We start from the raw sequence: 20384 nt of genomic DNA, 5'->3' as shown, positions 1-20384 counted from the left end.
CAATTTTTGATTTATTAAAAGAGATTGAGAATGTCTGGCCAGGCAGCCACCATAGCCAGATCACGAATTGTCCAGTCAAGTTTATGAATCCTGATCTGTCAATGCCTCTGCCGGTGAATATGATGTTTCTGTGGTATAACAATGCCCTGACTTTTACTGAATACCCGGTGTTGAGTTGCCTTGAATATTCTTTGGACATGGAGAGTAACGATGAGGTTGTTCTGAGCCGGACCGGTCAATTTAACGTAAAGTAGGCATGAAGCACTCTCAAAGAGCAAGAACTGCTGACAACAAGGTTGATCGAACCGCACAAAAGCAATGTCCCGTCTGCCATCGTCCTTTTACCTGGCGAAAAAAGTGGGAGCGCTGTTGGGAGGAGGTTCGCTACTGTTCAAGGCGCTGCCGATCTCAACGAAACCGGGTGATTGATGAAAAACAATAAACACTACTCTACCCTAAGGCTGATTCTTGGAGACCAGCTCAACGCCCGCCATAGCTGGTTCAGCAAGCAGGATGACGAGTGTATTTATGTGATTGCCGAACTGCTTCAGGAAACCGGTTACGTTAAGCACCATGTACAAAAAATCTGTGGTTTTTTTCTCGCCATGGAACAATTTGCCATGGCATTGCAGAAAGCGGGGCATCAGGTTCTGCATTTGACGCTGGATGAAACCAAAGACTTTGCCGACCTGCCATCATTGATTCTTCACCTGTGCCAGCAATATGCAGTGACCCGTTTTGAATACCAGAGGCCTGATGAATACCGTTTGCTGGCACAGTTAAGAGATTTTGAACCCGATAAAGCCCTCTTTAAAAAAGAGTGGGATACCGAACACTTTCTGGTTCCGTTTGAGGCGCTTGGCAAACGGTTCAAGCCCGGTAAGCCCGGCAGAATGGAAACGTTCTACCGAAAGATGCGCCAGCAGCATAATGTCCTGATGCATGATGGCCAGCCGGAAGGCGGGCAATGGAATTATGATGCAGATAATCGCTGTAAGCTCAAAGCTGCTGATATTGATGCGATCCCGGAACCCTTAATGTTTGCCAGTTCAACCGCGTCAGTACTGGAGCGGCTGAAACGCCATAAGGTACAGAGCTTTGGTGATATTAGCACTCATCTGCTCTGGCCGATTACACGCCAGCAGTCATTAACATTACTCAATTATTTCTGCACCCATTGCTTGCCGCATTTTGGTCAGTTCCAGGATGCCATGACCGCGAACAGTGACCATCAGTGGAGTCTTTACCATTCCCGGCTCTCCTTTGCCCTGAATACCAAAATGCTCCACCCGAAACAGGTGATCGATAAGGCGATCAGCGCCTGGCGGGAAAACCCTGAAGCGATTTCACTGGCGCAAATAGAAGGCTTTGTCCGTCAGATCCTGGGGTGGCGTGAATATATTCGGGGTGTCTACTGGAGCAATATGCCGGACTACGAGTCCATGAACTACCTGAAAGCGACCAGCGATCTGCCTGATTGGTTCTGGACCGGTCAGACACAAATGAACTGTATGCGCCATGCCATTACTCAGTCATTGCAGTATGCCTATGCGCATCATATTCAGCGGTTGATGATTACCGGCAACTTCTGCCTGCTGGCGGGTATTGATCCTGATCAGGTCGACCAGTGGTACCTGGGCATTTATATCGATGCGATTCAGTGGGTAGAGCTGCCCAATACCCGGGGCATGTCGCAGTATGCCGACGGCGGCATGGTGGCATCAAAACCCTATGCAGGCAGTGGTAATTATGTGCAGAAAATGAGTGACTATTGCCCAGGCTGTGTTTACCAGGTGAAGGAAAAAGAGACAGAAAGTGCCTGCCCTTTAAACAGTCTTTACTGGCATTTTATGGAGAAACACCGGGAGATGTTGCAGAGCAATCCACGGACCGCCCTGGTTTATAAAGGGTGGGACAAAAAGGGCTCAGCGGACAGGAATGCCATCCTGAAGCGGGCCCGGTGGTGTATTAATCATCTGAACGCGCTGTAAACATTTGATAGCCTGATAGAGCCGCCGCTGAGGGAGGCTTATCGGTAGGGTATTGTTGGGCAATGGAGTGAAGGACCCAAGAGCGTGGGAACCAGATCCTGGTTAGGAGCTGTCCTGAAATAATTTCCACATTTCTGAGTTTCAAAACTACGTTCGTCCTGAGTGCTGAGCTTGTCGAAGTATCGAAGGGCGTGAACTCCGGCCTCATGTATTGTGCCAATCACCCTTCGATACTTCGACAAGCTCAGCACTCAGGATGAACGGAGATCGAGTCCAAAATGTGGAAATTATTTCGGGGCAATTCCTTACTACAGATCATGGCTTGAGGTGGTTCATAATAATGGCGAGTGTCTCTTCAACCTTGTCAAACCGGTTATCAATGTTATTGAGTCGGTTATCAATGTTATCGAGTCGGCTTTCAATCTTGTCGAGCCTGCTTTCAACTCTATCGAGTCGGTTTTCAACCGTATCCAGACGATTTTCAATCCTGTTGAAGCGTTCACGGTTTTCCAGCTGGTGGGCATCCACCTTTTTGTTGAGTGTTTCGATCGCTATTTCTTGCCGCACACTGTGCAGGAACAGTTTTTTAATATCATTCTGTGAGTTTTTAACGCTGATCTCTATTTGATGAATAGCATTCCAGAGCGCATCACTGTCTTTATCGTGGTTCATAAGGACAACTTCTGATTATTTTTGATGCGTTGAGAATAGCAGAGAATTACCTCGTTCCCGGGTTTCTTTGAAGGAACGAGGGTGTGGGTATTAGTGGTGTTCTTTACTAACTCAACAGCATCAGGCAGGTTTTGGCACCCAGGCTTTACACCATCCTTCCGGTTCTACGGAGTTTGCCGGAAAAAGCCTGCAACCCTGGTTATCCGGGGTATAGAGCGCGCAATTCTCACACTTTCGTCCTTCCTGGTAGCCATCTATGGATTTAGCGTCTGCCTGTGTCTTCTTATAGGAAAGCCCTATTGCGGTAGGGTTGGACTCATCAAGTGCGGGGAGCGCATCAGCCCGGGCCTGGCGGCTGGGAATATTAAGAAGGGGAATAAGCGCGGAGGCTGCGGCCAGTTGTAAAAACCGACGCCGGGTGGGGCCACGCTTTTCAGAATCGAATGGTTTTTCAGACATGGGAGTACCTCATCGTACTTTTATGTTTTTTAAACCTGATAGTATCAAGGTTTAAAACTTTTCTGTTTATACGAGTAGGTATATCTCACGGATCATGGGGGAAATCAATCAGAAACGAAGTCGTGCAGGTTTTGTCGGGTAATCAGGCGGCTCACCTCCATATTATCGACAATGCCAACAATCGCTGCGTCAACCGGGCCTTCGCAAGGGTTTATAGCTTTTCGGGCAGCACCACCTCTGGCGACCAGGACGAGGTCACCTATGCCGACACCAACGGTATCAACGGCCACCAGTGACTGGCCGATTTCCTGCTCGCAGGGATTGATCAGCTCAACGATCATTAATTTGAAGCCACTGAGACCATCCTGCTTGGTGCTATCTAATGAAGAAGCCCATAAGCGCCGACCTTTTATAGATTTTCTCTCAAAGATTTTCTATATTCCAAGGGGTTTTCAAAGAATGGATGCATCTGTAAATGGAACGCCAAGTTTTATTGCTTCTTCAGTAAAAGATAAATTCAAAACTGGAAGTGGTTCAGATACGCTTGAAATATTAATCACTTACTCAAGCATAATCTTAAATCAGAGCACTTCTGCTGAACGCTATTTTATACAGGATGAATGTCTCCCGATCACTGCATTACAGCAGTCCGGTGTTAACCCGTTCATTGTCAAACAGATATTTCAATAATCTTGGGCTGCCATAACTGGCAGCAAGATGAAAACAAAGTAATTTGAACCACGATGCTACGTGATCTATATGGCTCATAGTGTGAAAGGAGCAGAGTCATAAAGCTCTGCTCTATCCCGGTTATAAGGCAGCATCAAATCATACGCATTGGCTTTAACGATGGTGGTTTTTCAAAGGGTGAGGATCTACCTTCTAACTCTAATATGTATTCATTTAATTCACTAAAGCTTGTTTTTAACTCAAACATCTTTAAAATAATTTCCGTTTCACGTCTTGTTAGAACACTCTGCCAATTATTTTTGCTTAATAATGGAGTGGAGGTATTGGCTTCACGACAAAAAGGTTGACATACTGCTCTCTGATTTGCAGATTGGATTGCTTTGCACTTATGAGAAAATTTTGATGCTATTTTATAAAGTATGTAAGAAAGTGACCTTATTCTTTCTGGATCACTATCTATTTTTATTTTATTATTAAAATCTGATATTTTGAAATGACAATCTTTAGAAAAATACAGTGTATTAGAATCATCTAGATCCACATAATCTATAAGGTCTTTCTCTCTTATATATAAATATCCTGCGATAATGTTTTTGAAAATGTGAGCAATTTGATCAGGTTTCAGGGTGATAGAGTCTATACCAAATAAACCTATCATGTCAGCCAAGTCACAGTCAGCCAACTCTAATGCGATATTATATGGATAATATGAGGTTGCTGTGTCCTGAAAACCTAAAAGACGTACTATGTTTGTATGGGGGTTAAGTTGTTTCAAACATTCAACTTCATAGCATCCTATATCTTTTTTCGTTCTTTTTATTGCAATATATTCATCGGCATCCTGTTTTTTAGCAACAAAGCACTTGCCATTTGCTCCTGAGCCGATTAAATGCATCACCTTGTAATTTGAAAATTTAAATTCGAGTGCTTGACTTTCCTGGGAAGTATTAACTTCTCTACTGCTTCCAATGGGTGATTTTGCTATCGCTAGTGAGCTCTGGGCTTGCATATATTTACCTGTATTACAGCAAATGGAAAAATGACTTTTCTAGTCAAGAGATGGATAAATTTCTACCTGCCAATTTACGAAAGTACTCCGAGTGAAATTCTTATAACAACAACTTCTTCGTGTGGACTGCGCCGAACAAGCGGGGGTAGGTACTTAATGTGCAACAGTAAGCACCTATATAATGTAAAATCAGAAGACGCCGTTATTGTTCTTAATATCGCCACCGTTAATTAGAGAGTAAAGTCGCATAAAGCCGTCCAGTGCTTGAATTGAGTCCCAGTGCTCAACGATCCTGCCATTTTCAAGCCGCCAAGTATCAACAATATTCATTCCTTTTTTATCATTACCCCTGTCTTCTTTCTTCAAAGTAGCATGTGAGTGAAAAATTACGTAATTACCATCAACATAAATATGCTTCACGTCATAGGTGTAATCGGGATAATCCTCAACAAACTCTTTTAAAAAGCCAACCAGGCCAGTGACTTTATCAGGTAAATTACGATTGTGTTGAACATACGAGCTATCGTTATACTTCTCGAGAATGTAATCAAAATTATGGTTATTCATCAGATTTTGTACGAAGTCCGTAATTAAAGTAGCATTAGCCAACTCTTGCTCTGTCCAATCATTTTTTTGTAAAGATTGCAGGTTTATAATCAACTCGTCTGCATTACCCGCAGGTGCAGTAAGACTTACCAACAGTAGCAGAGTTGATGCAATGGTCTTCCACATATAGTGCTCCTTCCAATGTCGTTGGTTGTTCAGCATGTTATTTGAATATCATGGTATATATTAGTAACCTGCTCTACAAGAAGGTACCAAAATGTCATCTAGGCACATTTTGGTAACCCTCTGACCTATCTTGGCAAAAGGGCTGTGGTATGACTGTAAAATGCGAAAACAGAGATAAAGACAAAAAGCGGGTATTTTATAACACCGAAGACTGTCCTATTCGTAATGTTGTGGCTCAGATAGGCGACAAATGGTCAGTACTCATTTTATTTGCACTGGTCGAGGGTCCTGACAGGTTTAACTCTATTAAATACAGAGTAGTAGGCATCTCACAGCGTATGCTTACTCAAACACTCCGAGACCTTGAGCGAGAAGGTTATGTTACCAGAACTGTATACCCTGAAGTGCCAGTAAGAGTAGAGTACGAGCTTACCAGAATGGGCAAAGATTTAGTAAAACCCCTGTATCAGTTGGTTTCCTGGGCGGAAAAGCATCATGATAAAATAAAGCGTTCGCGCAAAGTCTATGATGCTAAAGTTAATGTCTCAAGCTATTAATGTTCAAAATGCAATAAAAGATGGGACTTATTAATGAACGTCCAAATACACGGACTTGCTGCATTCTCGTACACACGGAACAAGGAGCGTGATGACCAGGGTTCAATGGTAATAGCCTTTGCAAGAGCTGTGATGGCGATATCGATTGGAATAAAAATACAGGGAACCTGGTTGAAGAAAACAGGTCAAACAAACACGTTGACATTGAACTCAGGTATTTCAATATGAACACATTATCAGGAACACTGAATCGTGATACACCAATGCCTGAATTTGAACGTGTCTATCCGTATCCACCGGCTCTGATTCTGGATCCTTCCAAGCAAAAAAAGTTTGCCTGTTTATATTCAGAGCCAAGGCCACATATTCTTTCCGATCCTTATCAGCTGCCATGCGGACACATTATTTGTAAGCCATGCATAGAAAAAAATATTAAAGACAGAGAGATAACCTGCCCCCTGGCTGAATGTAACAGCCGCATAAATATAAAAGATATTTTTGTCGATGCAGCTTATGCGAGGGAGATCAATGGTCTTATTGTCGAGTGCCTGGAACCACAATGCAGCTGGAAAGGGGAGTTTCAAAATTATCAGAAAGTTCATGTCTATAATTGTAATGGACCAACATCAAAAAAGTATCTGACAGAAGAAATAAAATACTTAAAAGAGCGATATAAACACAACATAAAAATACAGCCTGAAAGTAACACTGATTCAGACGCCTTAAAGGAAGAACTGGAGAATACGATTCAGGAAAATAAGAGGCTGACAGAGCAAGTCCAGTCACAAAGCCAGAAAATCAAATTACTTGATGTGGAATTGGAAACAGCTAAATCTGAGAATTGCTCATTGTCAACCGTCATAAGCACAATTGTTAATGACCAACAATTGTCCGTACGTTCCGGATATGACAGCCATACCTCCAACATCGAAACGAAAGCCGGACCGCCGAAGGTCAAAATGGATAATGTATCAAAGGTGGTTCCACCGGCAACTGTCGCTCAACCATCTGCATCAGCAGGAGTTGGGGATGTTGTCTATTCATGGCAATTTGATCATGCTGAAAACTTAAATAAAACGGGTGGGGTAATACAGAAGAGTGAGCCATTCCAAATCAACAACCATACCTTTCAGTTGTTATTAGTGAAACAAAGTCATGAATACCTGTCTTTGTATGTTCGTGTGATCAACGGAGGCAATGATGGCAAAGCCGAATGGCCCTGCAGTGAATCCATGAAATTTATTATGAAAGATCACAGCAAACATAAGAAAGACATTATAAGGACGATTCATCTATCAAGAGCTCCGGGTGAGTGCCGAAGATCCCCGGGGAAGACCCCACATCCTCTCGTAGGCTTTAAAGAATTTTGCAGTCTGTCCAGTTTACAACCCCCGAAGTGGGATTATCAATCCTGCTATTTGGATTCCAATAGCGAAACAACGATAGATGTGCTGTCAGCCGCTCAGATTAAACCCAATTTTTTAAATTCACCATACGACGTGATCGAAGGTAGCGGCCTGATCAGCTGGCCCATCCGAAATTGCAAACAATTAGTTAACGGTACCCGACACAGTGATCATGTATTACATAGCCCGGTTTTTTATACGTCAGATGAAGGATACTGCTTCAAACTCATTCTGGATTTCGAAGGTACCTACCAATCAAATCATACCAGGGCGACAGTTTGTGCACAGGTTATGCCAGGCAAGCATGACGAAAAACTGACCTGGCCGGTATCCGGAGGAATAAAGGTTTCACTACTGGATAGAAGACATACCATCGAAGACCATCAAAAAAAGGACATATCAACTGTTATACCAGTGAAGTCGAAAAATAGAGTGGTACAAGTTCAATCTTGTTATGACGAACATAAAGCACGAACGGTAACTGTAGATTTCTTTACTTTAATGATGCTTAAAGAGGATCAAAAGGATCTTGGCAAACCTATTTATAAATTTAATGATGAGATTGTCATAAGGGCCGAGTATATTCCGTTTGGACTTGAGTAGTCGAATGCTCAAATGCCCGAGGGTCTTTGAAAACTGTATTTCCATACTTGCAAAGATTGAACTATTCAATGATTCAACGGTCAATATTATCAACTCAGTTTCTCGTTGACTGCCGGAGGCTGGTAAAACATGGAAATCTACAGTGTATTATTATCCAGCAGTCAGGTTCAGAAAAATGACTACTCCGCTTTGTTGGTTATTTTATAGAGAAACTGTAAGCCTCCAGGAACCCAATCAAAGAGTCCGTTGATATGCAACCTCAAAATAATAACGTTTACAGTTTTGATATTATCTATCCAGGTGTTGGCAAGCCCGAATTAGTTGGCGCTGCTGCTGGTGGTGTTATTGGTTGCTGTTCAGGGCATGCGGTTGAAGGGTGTATGATAGGTGCATTCCTGGCCAAATTATATGGAGATTCTCTGAGCGAACCTTATCGGATAAATACAGGAGGAATAGGATACAGCAACAGAACCATAACTCTGCACATGCCAACCATACAACGTATAAACAGAGACTAATTGAAGATAAAAATTGGGTGTTGTCAGGGCCTGTTGATGCTTCGCTGCGTGCTCAGCTTTAACGATATTAAATATTTGCGGCAAGTATTAGAAAAACATCTATTTTACTGCCATAACCCATGGATTGGTTAGCCTTTGGCGACTGACCAGAAAGGCGCTCAATAATCAACAGTCCTGTTCTGGTAACTGCACATCATGCCATGGGTATATTTGCATGGAGGGATGATCTGTCTATCCAAAAGGTTATCAAATGAAAATTGATTCTTCCTTACCAAACGCATTCAACCCTCAAACCATGGCCGCACAAACCTCTAAGAAGGCAGGTCTCAGTGTTTGCCAGGGGTATATCCTGTGTGGGAATGATTTGGCGCAGAAGCATGAACACAAACCGATCGTTGACTATCAGGTAAGGCAACTTGCCGGTGTTGCCCTGAAGGCAGGCACAATTTTGATGCGCCGTGCGGCAGGTTTTGCTTTCAGCGAGGTGATGAATTCACCCTATGTTGGTGCTGTGGCACCGGGGCTAAAACAATCAATGCTGTTTTTTGCGGCTTTGTATAATCAGCAGCAGATGGCTCAAGCGGCATCCAGATCCAGTCAATTTCACTCAACCTTACCTGCAACAACTACCCCTGTAACTACTGCTATCGATACGGAATTGACACCCTCAACCTTTACAACTCCTGGCCAAACCAAAACGCCAGAAGCAATAACAGCTTCCGTTCAAACCCCGACATCCAGCCAAACAACAACGTCTGCACAAACAACGACGTCTGCACAAACAACAACGCCAGAAGCAATGACAGCTTCTGCCTCTCCCCCGACGCCCGACCCAACCACAGAGCCTCAGGCGGCATGCGCAGATGATCAATTCACCTGTGACAATGGCGAGTGCATCGGTAAGGAGCATCAATGTGATGGAAGTAAGGGAGTGCGTTATATGGATTGTGAGGATGGCTCCGATGAAGACTACTGCACACCGGATGTATGTAACCAATTAAAGCGGTTTATTTGTGCTGACGGCACCAAATGTATTTCGTTAAGGTTTCAATGTAGTGGACTTTCTGGTGCGAACACGCAATGTGATGATGGCTCCCATCTAGATAACTGCACAGAGGATGTATGCAGCAAGTTAGGGCGGTTTATTTGCAATAACGGTGAATGTCTTCCTTCCTATGTTATATGCGATGGAGATTACGATTGTGCTGATCACTCGGATGAGCGGGGGTGCAGTACTTTTACAACACCAGCACAAACCACAATACCCGAACAACTCACAACGTCGGAACAATTCACAACGCCCGAACAACTCACAACGCCCGAACAACTCACAACGTCGGAACAACTCACAACGTCGGAACAATTCACAACGTCGGAACAATTCACAACGCCCGAACAACTCACAACGTCGGAACAATTCACAACACCGGAACAACTCACAACACCGGAACAACTCACAACGTCGGAACAATTCACAACCCCCACACAAACCATTCTTGAAACCAGTTCTAACTATACAGAATTTGAACACCCGGCAGACGCCTCCAGCGAACTCTCAGCCTATGCCTTGTTCGCTATACCCGCTGTCTTGGCAGTGGGAGTCGGCTCGTATGCCCTTTGTGCCTACGCAAGCTATAAGGCCATTAAGCGGGCTGCTCCGACATTACCAACAGGGCAAGCATTATCACGATCACTCTGGCATCCCTTGTCTTTCCGGCAGTCCCAACAGCAATTGGCGGCTGTAGCAGACCCATCAGTTGGCGCTGATAAAATACAGGAAGTACTTGAAATGCAGCAGAAACTTGTTTAGCAGGAAAAATCAGAATGAGTCAGTAAACAGGAAAGACTTGATTATTTCCGTTTTTATACCAGACTCGGTTTCTGGTCATATTCGGGAGACAGCCAGTATTTTTTTAACGGACTTTTATGAGTGAACATTTTTAAATGAAATGTATAAAAAACGCACTTTAAAATATTTACTATGACTTCCGTCACTCCTGAACATCTCAAGTTATTCACGCCCACTGCTTCATCCGTTCTGGTCTGTCACCACCTGTCCATGCAGCCTTGCACTGCCGAGGTATTCAATGGTCGTCAGTTGGTCGTGTGCGAAAACCCCAATACACGACTCATCCGTTCCTCTGATTGTCAATGCGATACGCTGTTTCGTGATGATGCTGACATTCAGGAATTAGATACGTTGTTACAGAACCGGAGTGTTGATATTCATGCGAAAAAAGCCCGGTATATAACCCGGACTTCAGCGTTTGGGCCCCGAGAGATGGTGTATTGGCGTTCTCCGCTGAAAGAACTTAACCCAAATATACTGGAGCAACTGCAATGGTATCTGAGTAAAGAGGGGGTTGATATCAATCAGCCCATCAACCAGGCGCAGCAAACCCTGTTGCATCAGTTCTGTAAAGCGAGCTGTCTCTATCACAGGGAGCCGGAAACGCTGCACCCTGTGCATCCTGATACGGTGGTGAAATTTCTTTTGAGCCGTGGGGCCTCACTGCTTCCTGATCGCGCTGGTAACACACCATTACACCTCGCCTGCAATGTTGGAGCTACCCCGGAGCTTTTGGAAATATTGCTGGAAAAGGTCAATGGCAGCCCGGAAATCCTTGATGCAGTTAACAACGACAGGAAAACAGCCCTGTCCGAGGCGCTCAGTTCATCAGCATGGGTTGGTATAGCGGTGCTTCTGTTGCGCTCGGGAGCCAGTATCGGTGACGCCGACAACCGGTATCATTACAGTCCGCTTCATGCAATGATCGAAAATCAACAGCTTACCAGTGAAAAACTGTACTTCCTTACCCGCTATGGGTTAGATATCAATAACTGCTTCAGTGAAGGCATACTCCCTTTCAATGAGTTTGTCAGGGATATGTATTACTGTAACTTCTACTTTGATTCCGATGTACTTCTTTACCTGTTAAAGGAAGGGCTGGCCCTGAACCGCCTCGATCGTTATGGTCAGTCCCTGCTTTCCATGTGTTTCGATGTTTTTGCCGGAAATATCGATTATTATCGAAAGCTTGAATTGTGTGCTTTTGTCTTGAAAGCTGCCTATAAATACCATTTTCCAGGAAATATTGATGCTCTGAAAGGCGCGGTTTCGGATGCATTAATGGAAAAACACGCAAAGGATATCTGTAAACTGTTAACAAGTTTTTCGGATGTTTTTTATCTCATTGATAACACCGTCGAAATCATTGCCAGCAACTTGAGTAAGCAAAATAAAAAGAAATTGGAAGGGTGGTTGAAACAAGTCAGAGATATTTATCCTCCGGATAGGAGCCTTCGTCCTTTTGTCTACCAGCCCTGTGAACATTTTGCGCACTCTTGTAAAAATTCTTTCATGCGTCATATGGACGCTGTTTACAATGCGGCAAGCACCGATTTTGCCGGGGTTGGGTTACTGGAATCAGATCTGGATTATTTTGAATCATTAGCACTAGAGCTAGAGATTAATGAGAAATCTGATTGTGATGATACTGAAGACCATCAGGACAATCATTCAGTACGATATTCAGATATTCATTTATATGACTGGCTTTTTGACTGTCGGTTTGCAGCATTACGTCAACTGCTTTTGTCACATAAAGAAATTCATAAGACTATCAGTCAGTATAGAAACAAGCTCGTGGGTGAATTATCCATTGACAATAAAGAGAAACTTGATCAATTGCTCAGGGAGACTACCTTGGTTGGTGAGTGTTAAGACCCATTAAAATTCTCTACTGTTTTGTCCTCAGTCAGTGCAGGGTTTGAGAGTTGTCTGAAATGGTCATGTACTTGAATGAATGTTTTCAGGGTGATTTGCAGAAGTCTCTCCATAACGGTTGGAGAGCAACGAATATCGTAAAAAATTTCCAGAGGTATTCAATGTACACACAGGCTTTAAACATTCTCAAACATACAAGACAACTCACCAACAGCCAATTTTCAGCAATGGCTGCCAACTCACTTCGAAATGAAGCCGGTAACAAATTGTTTTCGGGGCGGGTTGTTTTTGGGCAAGCCATACAAAGCCTGCATATGTCGGCCCGCTCTGAACGGCGTGATTTTTCTGATGATCAATACAGGCCAGGGAATGAGTGCGACCATGTTGAGATAAATATCCGGGATGATTCGCCATTTCCAGACAACGGTGATCATTACTGTGAATTTATCAACGACAAGAAGTCGGGAGCTAATAGTTACAGCCGCTTTGGAGGACCAGTTATGCGTTCAGTCACCCCTGATGATCTCAAGGCATTCAAGCCCATTGCATTACCCGTCGTGGTCTGTCACCACCTGACACTGGAGCCTAAGACGACAGAGATATTTAATGGACGTCAGGTGATTGTGTGCGAAACCCCGGGTACATGGTTAATCCGTAGCCCTGATTGCCAATGCAATACTCTCTTTCGAGGCAATGCTGACATTCAGGAACTGGATACGCTGTTAGAGAGCAGGGGTATTGATATTCGTGCGAAAAAAGTTCAGCACATAACCCAAGCTTCGGCGTATGGGCCCGATGATACCGTGTATTGGAATTCTCCACCGCGAGAAGCCGATCCCAAAATACTGGAGCACCTGCAATGGTATTTGAGTAAAGAAGGTGTTGATATCAATCAGCCCATCAATCAGGCGGGGCAAACCTTACTGCACCAGTTTTGTCGAGCGAGCTGTCTTCATTCACGCAGTGGTGGACAAAAGTACACAACGAATCCTGATACCGTGGTGGAATTGCTGTTGAGCCGTGGTGCCGAACTGGTTGCTGATCGCTTTGGTAACACGCCATTACACGTTGCCTGTCAAACTGGTGGTGCCTCCCTGGCGCTTATGGACAGGTTACTGGAAAAGGCCGGTGGCCGTCAGGAAATCCTAGACGCCGTGAACAGCAGTGGGAAGACAGCACTGTCAGAAACGTTGAGCTTAACGTCATGGGTCGGTCTTGCTGTGCTTCTGTTGCGGGCTGGAGCCAGTATCGACAACGCTGACAATCGTTACGAAAACAGTCCGCTTCATGCAATGATGGCGAGTCGGTTTCTCGACAGTGAAAAAATCAATTTGCTGACCCACCATGGGTTAGATATCAATCAACACACCAGCGAAGGAAAACTCCCTTTCAATGAACTGGTGCGGAACATTAAAACCTATTACTTCTATCGTGTTTCTGACACGCTTCTCTATTTGATAAAATCCGGGTTGCATCTGAACCGCCTTGATCATAATGGCCAGTCCCTGCTTGCCACATGTTTCAGTGTTTTTGAAGATCATGGTGAATATTTTCGCAAGCTGGAATTGTGTTCTTATGTCCTGAAAGCCGCGTATAAATACAATTTTCCGGGAAATATCGACACTCTGAAAGGCGCTATTTCAGATACGTTAATAGAAACCCGGGCAGGTGATATTGGAAAACTGTTAACCAGTGATGCGGATGTTTTTTATCTGATTGATAACACCTCTGACGTCATTGCCGACAATTTGAGTGCGCAAAATAAAATGACACTGGCAGCGTTGCTGGCAAAAGCCAGAGATATGCACAGTCCGGATATAAGTCTTTACCCTTTCGTCTACCTGCCCCGTGAACCTTTTGCCCACTCATGCAAAGATTCCTTCATAAGCCAGATGGAAGCTACCTATAACGCACCGAGAAGTGATTTTGCCAGGGTTGGGTTAGATCCAGAGTCGGATGATTCTGCCGTACGGGACAGTCATGATTGGGGCGAATCCAATTGCCATGAGACAGAGGACTCTGAAAACAACAACTCTATTCACCATTCAGACATTAGATTATATGACTGGCTGTTTGAGCATCGGTTTGAAGCATTACACCAACTGCTTTCGTGCGATAAAGGGCTTCATAAAGCTATCTGTAAACATAAACTCAGTCTTGCAGGTGAATTATCGGCTGATAATCAGGAAAAGCTCGATCAATTGCTGCTGTAAACGGATTCGATGGGTAAATATTAACTAAAATTTAATATTTTCAGGTTATTGTATTGTTATTAATGCATGATGAAAGACCTGCTTATTTTCTGCTTGGTCAAAAGCTGGTCAACCCTGAACCGGGTCTCAGCAGTGACTGGTCGATCATTCGTGCATTATTAGTGGGTATTTATTGATGTAGATCAATTCTTTTGCTTCGGTAAATACGTAGCATGAGCTTAATCATTGAGTGTTTGCCGAAGTCGGTAACGATTGTTTCGGAGCCTGGTAATAAGAACACCAAATACTCACTCTCTGTCTAAGAATAAATACCACCCCAATAATAATAAAAAACGCAAACAGCTGATGGTTCAGCACTTGCAGCCTTGTCTCTGGCAAGGTTTTTTATTATGTGATACGGGTACTTGCAGTGCCCGTATTCAGGCGATGATACGCCAACGCAGGAACAGCTGCCTCAAATCAAATTAACCCGTTTTATCGACTAGTAGTTGATTACTTTTGTCAGTCATTTTGATTGGTTCCGGTTTTCGAGTGTACTTATGCACAACGTCTGAAATACCGGGTTGTTTGGTTTCAGGGCCTATATAAAAGAAGGAGCGGTTACCAGTGGCAAATGTCTTACACGGAGTATGGGAATTCCCTGACTGTAAATGATAAGTAAAAGCCTCAAAATGGAAGCCGTCAGTTGAGACAGGAGGTCAAAGCAGCCAGGAAGGTGGATGGCTGGCAAATCAGGGATGTGACATGGCAGGGAGCCAGTGGACAGGATGTCCGGATTTTCAGGATGAAGGCTGGGCAGGGACTTTAGTCGGGCAGGATGCCTAACGACAAGAGTCCATAGGTAAAAAAACAGATCCGGGATGGGTCTGTTTTTGTTTGTGCCTGGTATTCTTCGACTCCGCTTCAGGGTGAGTGGAGATCAAGTTCTGAACCGGGAAATTAATTCAATACTGTTCCAGACGCATAGCCAATTCTTGCCATTGCTCCGGGGTAAGACGGGTAAGCTCATTTCTGGCCCTGGCGACAAAATCCCCGTAGGGCTTATCTCGGATTGAGGCAAGTTCCTCTGCGGCTGGTTCACCCACTTTTTTGTCATTCACCGGAGCCATGATTAACAATCCACTCATTTCAAGACAGCCATAACTCTGCTTTTCAGGCACATATTGAGGATTAACATTGGCATTTTGATTTCTGGGAAAAATGAAAGAGTGCAAAGAGTTATTATCGTCTACCCAATAGACCACGTTGTAGCCGCCAGTACCGCAGACATCGCTTTTGCTTAAGTATTTCAGAGTATTATTAAAGACTTGCGCAAATTCAGCAGGATTCTCACCCGCGATATGAATTCCTGAAAAATGTGCCGTGTTATGGGCTTGATCACCGGTCATCCAACGAATCGTGGTTTTCCCATGCTGTATTACCGGCAGGTCAGCCTCCAAAGAGAGTTGTCCGTTATACAACGCTTTTCGCAGGGGCAAATTCTCTTTCATTGCATGGATATGAAGATGCGGCTGTGAGTTTCCCCTGTAGCCACTATGGGCAAACGTATAGGCCGGTCCCATGGCTGTTGCCAAATCAAAGAGCTCTGAACTTTTAACAAATATGTTACTTTGATCAAGATGTTCTGTGGGTTTTATCAACCAGCATTCGGAACTGTAAGGCCGGAAATTGGAAATGATGGTCATGCCCTCGGTGTGGATTTTCAGTAGCCTGGAATCGTTATTGCATAATGCACAGGGCTTTCGCGGGTGACTCTGCCCTTTGTTATTTTCAAATGATCCCTGAATGGATTCATCGAATGTATAAAGCCTGTTAGGAAAGGATCTGAATTTCAGATAAGGGTTATCTTGTACCAGGCCACCCTCACACAGCAACTGATTACACAGAGCGTGCTGTGCCTGACGAGCCATTATCTGCAATACAGGGTTGATCTTACACGGGTCGTCAGGCGTTATGATCTTGACTGAATCGACTGCCTGAACATGTTTGTCGATAAATGTAAGGATTTCCTGATAAGTAGTATCTTTCAGATCGTGGTAGTTATCAGTATTTGGTATAAAAAAGTGTTGAGCAATGTTCATGCCCACCTCCTTGTTGGCTGCCTAATACCAAACCATACCGAGTAAATGAAAGGTTAAAAATAACAAAGTGGTTGGCAATACTAACGGCCTTAAATGCTTTGATGGTTCGCAAGGTCCTGCTTGACGGCACGAGAATTTCTTTAACTTTTGAGGGTATGAATGCGCTGCAGCATGCCATCGGGCAGATTTTCACTATCAATACAGCAGACCTGCTAAAATACCTTACGATGGAGCACCAAACATCAATGAAGGGCGAGCGTATTAAACAAGATGCAGTTTTGTTGTACTGATAATTGCCACAAAATAGAGGGGTATCTTTTTTTCTTTCTAGAATGAGAGCTTTTAAGTGGTTTTCTGACATAAATTCCTTAATATCTACCCTAAGAAGTGGTTAGGAATTGTCTTTTAACAAGTTCCCGATTTCCGTTCACCCTGAGTGCTGAGCTTGTCAAAGTATCGACGGGGCGTGCCAACGAACTTCGATACTTCGACAAGCTCAGCACTCAGTCCGAACGGAGTCAGGCAATGAAAATAGGTAAGTTGTTTCCAGACAACTCCTTAGTCGGCCCTAGCGTTCATCAAAAAGAAAAAACACCATTAATGTAGCAAGATCTTTAGGAGAGTTAGAGCAATGCAGCCTGCCGGGGGAATAACACCGATATTACCTAATCCCCCGGGGGGGATTGATACAACCACCAGAGTTCAAGTTGAAAAGGACAATCCCCAAACGGGTGTAGAAATTAGCATACCCTCTGCCCAGAGCATGTCATTACCGCGTGCGGAAAATCCAGCGCCACCAGAGAGTTTACACACCAAAAGAATGGTAAAACTAAACCAGGTTCACCCTATTCTTAGTCACCACTCTGCCAAATCCTGTGATAAAGAAGCATTTTTGGAATCATCTGATCAACTGACGACACATCAAATGGTGATGGATATACCAGGCCTGCCATTACTTTCAAAGGAGGCTTCATGGGATCAACACAACCATCTTTATAATTCATCCCTGGACCTGATAAACCTGATAAAACAGGGGGATACAGACAAAGTAACAGAGTGCATTACCAATAACCCCTTTTCCCTGGCCATTGAAGATGCAGAGGGTAACTCCGTCCTGCATCTGGCCGTGTTACACGGCCATGAACACCTATGCCGACTGTTGGTTGATCGAGCTCAACACCTGTGGCAGGCAACCAATGACAACGACGAACGACCTCTGCATATTGCAGCCAGAGCAAAACAAAACAATTGTTTGAACTTTTTATTGAATAACTACCCCAACTTCTTAATACTGCAAAATACACTGGTGTATCCTGACAAATCAGGACTAACACCGGTACACTTGGCGGCTCAATACGGAAATAAAGCTGGTTTAATGACCATGTTGGATTATGAAATTGGCAAGTATTTGTTGTCCAAGCCTGATTCCCCTATTTGGGTTGCGATAAAAAATGGGCACATAGAGTGCGTGGCCGTTATTCTCCACTGTTTACATAGTGGTGGTGCTTTTTATCAATCATATTGCGCTCTTCGCTATGCTGTTGAGTGTGGCCAGTTGGATTGTGTCAAATGGCTTGTACATAACTATCCAGACTCTTTCACCCCGAGAGATCCTGATTTAAAAGGCTTAAGTTCTCTGACCCAATTAGCGGTAAAACATGGCTATGATGACATTTTACAATACCTTCTTGAGCAACCGTTCTTTATCAAGCGACTGACGAAAATGGAATATGCTGCTGAATTTAGCAGTAAAGAGAATGGAGTCTGTGCAAAACTGATCAGAGATGCCCGGGAGAAAGTGAAGCAACCTTTTCGCCCGGTAAAGAATTTTGATAAAACACTATTCCAGCAAACCTGGCAGCGGGAAAAAAATAAGATTGCCAATAAAATAGAACAGCAAACCTCACGAAAATATCCACCCCCATTATTTGATCACATGGATGACAGCTTGTCCGGGAGTGCATCGTCCACCGAATATCTGTCACAGGCTAAAGCTTTAATAAGCGCATTGCCGGAAATAGGGGTTTATGTACGTTGCCCCGTCTATAAAAATAAAAATGAAGAACAAGGTCGATTCTGGGCCATGGGTGATGCCACGGCATCTGTCGAACTGATTAAGGCCCTTGTTGCTTTGGGTGCAAAAACGATCCATGCACAACTGTCACCACCGGATGACAGTGATTTTATTACACGACAAAGATTTAATAGTGAAGAGCAGATAAGATATGTCAAGAAACAGCGTATAGCGTTATCCAAGCTGGCTTACTTACTGCCGGGAATAAAGATTAGACTGGGCATTCAGGAAATTTACATAGACGACACCAAAGTTATTATTTCCAGCTGTAACCTGCGTGGTGAGAATAAAATCAATGCTGCCGTTACCCTCTCCTTTTTCCAGGCCGAAGCAATGTACCGAGAATTAGGCTATGTGCAAGAGTCCCATATTAGTTTAAAACCCTATCGTTTTTACTCTGAATTTGAAGCGATGTGTCTGGATACCGATACATCAGTTACAAAGAATAATAGCGGCCAACTCCTATGGTCACTGCTTTACAACTTTTTTTTGTCCATTTTCACTTATATCAATAACGACAATAGTTCAATGCCCGACTGTAATATCCACCCTTTGCATCTACCGGTAAACTCGATTATCCCCAGTGGTGATCTGCAATCAAAGGAAACTGAAATATCGACCGAATCCCTCGATAGCCATCAACTGACATTAGTCTCTGCTATTAACCAGCTTTGTGATTTATCCACTAAAGGGAAAATACAAACCGCTGTAGTTTATGGTTTGCATCATAATGCACTGCGCCACTTTAAAAAAACGATATTAACCAATTGGCTTGGTGCTATAAAACTAAACCAGGGTCAGGTAACGGATGCTCTCCCGGTGGTGGTGACCACCACCACCAGCGCTTTCAGAGATGAAGACAGGGCAGAAAATGGCAAGAGTGTGCTAAGCGAAATCGCGAGAACCGCAGGTTTCACACTGATTGACTTTCGGGACCAGCAAGACCGGGCCTCTCTGATGGCGGCAGGCAAGGGCCAATTGCTTCTGTGTCTTATGCCCAGTGTGCCAAGGCAGAGTTTCAACAAACTGGTGCAAAGCTCCCGGTTCCCGGTGTTAAGTGAAGGTGCCAACCTGACCACGACCCTGTTGCAAAATGGCCAACCTCATCTTTCTCTCCTTCCCTACGGACAAACGCCAGTGGCCCAGGACATGGGAGTGCCGCTGGAGGCTTTAAAGGCCATGGCCTTTTCCTGCAAGTTGCAGATAGAAAAGAATGGAGCCGAGATTGAAGTCCTGAAAAAATTGTCAGACCTTGCCAGGAAAGGCGGCTACGCAGAGGCACTCTCTTATACCGACAAGATAAAGACCAAAGACGTTGAAAATGGACCTTTATGCTTTGTCTGGAATGATCCTCAACCCTCACCTTTGCAATTGCGACCAGTCACCATTATGAGCCTGTTACAGAAAGGAGCAAAACTGGGCAGTATTGAAAAAAAAGCGTTACTCGAAGCGCTAGACCCTTCCGATAAAGCCCTGGCCGATTATATCAACAGCTGCCTGGATAAGGACTCAATCACAACCCATCACTTCCGGCTGCAGCAAATGCATGTAAATAAGCCTTTTAACAATAAGGTGGTGGCAGCGCTGCTCCAGTTTGGACGCTATAAAAAACTGCTGGCCTGAGAAAATTCCATTGAAAGGATGGATTAGAC

Annotated in this window: 18 protein-coding genes; 12 read left to right on the top strand and 6 right to left on the bottom strand. The window is 44.1% G+C overall.

Annotated elements, in window-relative coordinates:
• Window positions 1-83 precede the first annotated feature (83 nt).
• The 3 genes from ACO6UX_RS00745 to ACO6UX_RS00735 are packed head-to-tail and all read left to right on the top strand — an operon-like array spanning window position 84 to window position 1991.
• Window positions 84-254, top strand: a complete 171-nt coding sequence (locus ACO6UX_RS00745; protein WP_422443951.1) for a hypothetical protein — start codon at window positions 84-86, stop codon at window positions 252-254.
• 2 nt (window positions 255-256) lie between these two features.
• Window positions 257-442 carry a DUF2256 domain-containing protein gene (locus ACO6UX_RS00740; RefSeq protein WP_422443949.1) on the top strand — a complete coding sequence of 62 codons (186 nt, stop codon included), beginning with the start codon at window positions 257-259 and terminating at the stop codon, window positions 440-442.
• Entirely contained in the window at window positions 429-1991 is a 1563-nt protein-coding gene (locus ACO6UX_RS00735; protein ID WP_422443947.1) for a cryptochrome/photolyase family protein, read from the top strand. Before ACO6UX_RS00740 ends, ACO6UX_RS00735 begins: the two co-directional genes overlap by 14 nt.
• Window positions 1992-2306: 315 nt before the next feature.
• Here the strand turns inward: ACO6UX_RS00735 and ACO6UX_RS00730 are convergent, their stop codons facing one another.
• The 3 genes from ACO6UX_RS00730 to ACO6UX_RS00720 form a co-directional block, all read right to left on the bottom strand.
• Window positions 2307-2663 (bottom strand): hypothetical protein, encoded by a 357-nt coding sequence (locus ACO6UX_RS00730; RefSeq protein ID WP_422443945.1) that lies wholly within the window; start codon window positions 2661-2663, stop codon window positions 2307-2309.
• Window positions 2664-2783: 120 nt separating this feature from the next.
• Window positions 2784-3122 (bottom strand): high-potential iron-sulfur protein, encoded by a 339-nt coding sequence (locus ACO6UX_RS00725; protein WP_101746178.1) that lies wholly within the window; start codon window positions 3120-3122, stop codon window positions 2784-2786.
• 104 nt (window positions 3123-3226) lie between these two features.
• Window positions 3227-3535 carry a EutN/CcmL family microcompartment protein gene (locus tag ACO6UX_RS00720; RefSeq protein WP_422444726.1) on the bottom strand — a complete coding sequence of 103 codons (309 nt, stop codon included), beginning with the start codon at window positions 3533-3535 and terminating at the stop codon, window positions 3227-3229.
• A gap of 46 nt (window positions 3536-3581) precedes the next feature.
• Here ACO6UX_RS00720 and ACO6UX_RS00715 point away from each other — a divergent pair, with 46 nt between their 5' ends.
• Window positions 3582-3812: a hypothetical protein gene (locus ACO6UX_RS00715; protein ID WP_422443943.1), complete on the top strand. Its 231-nt coding sequence runs from the start codon at window positions 3582-3584 to the stop codon at window positions 3810-3812.
• Between the two features lie 133 nt (window positions 3813-3945).
• Here the strand turns inward: ACO6UX_RS00715 and ACO6UX_RS00710 are convergent, their stop codons facing one another.
• Window positions 3946-4821 (bottom strand): protein kinase domain-containing protein, encoded by an 876-nt coding sequence (locus ACO6UX_RS00710; protein ID WP_422443941.1) that lies wholly within the window; start codon window positions 4819-4821, stop codon window positions 3946-3948.
• Window positions 4822-5010: 189 nt separating this feature from the next.
• Complete coding sequence (locus ACO6UX_RS00705) at window positions 5011-5553, bottom strand: nuclear transport factor 2 family protein (protein ID WP_422443939.1); 543 nt, start codon at window positions 5551-5553, stop codon at window positions 5011-5013.
• A 149-nt stretch (window positions 5554-5702) separates the two neighbouring features.
• Here ACO6UX_RS00705 and ACO6UX_RS00700 point away from each other — a divergent pair, with 149 nt between their 5' ends.
• The 6 genes from ACO6UX_RS00700 to ACO6UX_RS00675 all read left to right on the top strand — a co-directional run bounded on the left by ACO6UX_RS00700 (window position 5703) and on the right by ACO6UX_RS00675 (window position 14577).
• Window positions 5703-6110, top strand: a complete 408-nt coding sequence (locus tag ACO6UX_RS00700; protein ID WP_422443937.1) for a winged helix-turn-helix transcriptional regulator — start codon at window positions 5703-5705, stop codon at window positions 6108-6110.
• Window positions 6111-6334: 224 nt separating this feature from the next.
• Window positions 6335-8119, top strand: coding sequence for a hypothetical protein (locus ACO6UX_RS00695; RefSeq protein WP_422443935.1), 1785 nt, complete (start codon window positions 6335-6337; stop codon window positions 8117-8119).
• 251 nt (window positions 8120-8370) lie between these two features.
• On the top strand, window positions 8371-8637 hold the full coding sequence (locus ACO6UX_RS00690) for a hypothetical protein (protein ID WP_422443933.1): 267 nt from the start codon (window positions 8371-8373) through the stop codon (window positions 8635-8637).
• A gap of 250 nt (window positions 8638-8887) precedes the next feature.
• The gene (locus ACO6UX_RS00685; protein ID WP_422443931.1) at window positions 8888-10447 is read left to right on the top strand and encodes an LDL receptor domain-containing protein; all 1560 of its coding nucleotides are present in this window, start codon (window positions 8888-8890) and stop codon (window positions 10445-10447) included.
• A gap of 171 nt (window positions 10448-10618) precedes the next feature.
• On the top strand, window positions 10619-12361 hold the full coding sequence (locus ACO6UX_RS00680) for an ankyrin repeat domain-containing protein (protein ID WP_422443929.1): 1743 nt from the start codon (window positions 10619-10621) through the stop codon (window positions 12359-12361).
• A 164-nt stretch (window positions 12362-12525) separates the two neighbouring features.
• Window positions 12526-14577 (top strand): ankyrin repeat domain-containing protein, encoded by a 2052-nt coding sequence (locus ACO6UX_RS00675; protein WP_422443927.1) that lies wholly within the window; start codon window positions 12526-12528, stop codon window positions 14575-14577.
• Window positions 14578-15521: 944 nt separating this feature from the next.
• On the opposite strand, the gene ACO6UX_RS00670 is transcribed toward ACO6UX_RS00675, so the two are convergent.
• On the bottom strand, window positions 15522-16658 hold the full coding sequence (locus ACO6UX_RS00670) for a hypothetical protein (protein WP_422443925.1): 1137 nt from the start codon (window positions 16656-16658) through the stop codon (window positions 15522-15524).
• A 71-nt stretch (window positions 16659-16729) separates the two neighbouring features.
• On the opposite strand from ACO6UX_RS00670, the gene ACO6UX_RS00665 reads away from it, so the two are divergent.
• Complete coding sequence (locus ACO6UX_RS00665; RefSeq protein WP_422443923.1) at window positions 16730-16948, top strand: hypothetical protein; 219 nt, start codon at window positions 16730-16732, stop codon at window positions 16946-16948.
• 602 nt (window positions 16949-17550) lie between these two features.
• Window positions 17551-20355: an ankyrin repeat domain-containing protein gene (locus ACO6UX_RS00660; protein WP_422443921.1), complete on the top strand. Its 2805-nt coding sequence runs from the start codon at window positions 17551-17553 to the stop codon at window positions 20353-20355.
• Window positions 20356-20384: the final 29 nt, after the last annotated feature.

Source organism: Endozoicomonas sp. ALB091, from assembly GCF_049310265.1.
Taxonomy (GTDB): Bacteria; Pseudomonadota; Gammaproteobacteria; order Pseudomonadales; family Endozoicomonadaceae; genus Endozoicomonas.
Note: the sequence above shows the minus strand (reverse complement) of the source record. Positions and strands in the feature narration are given on the sequence as shown.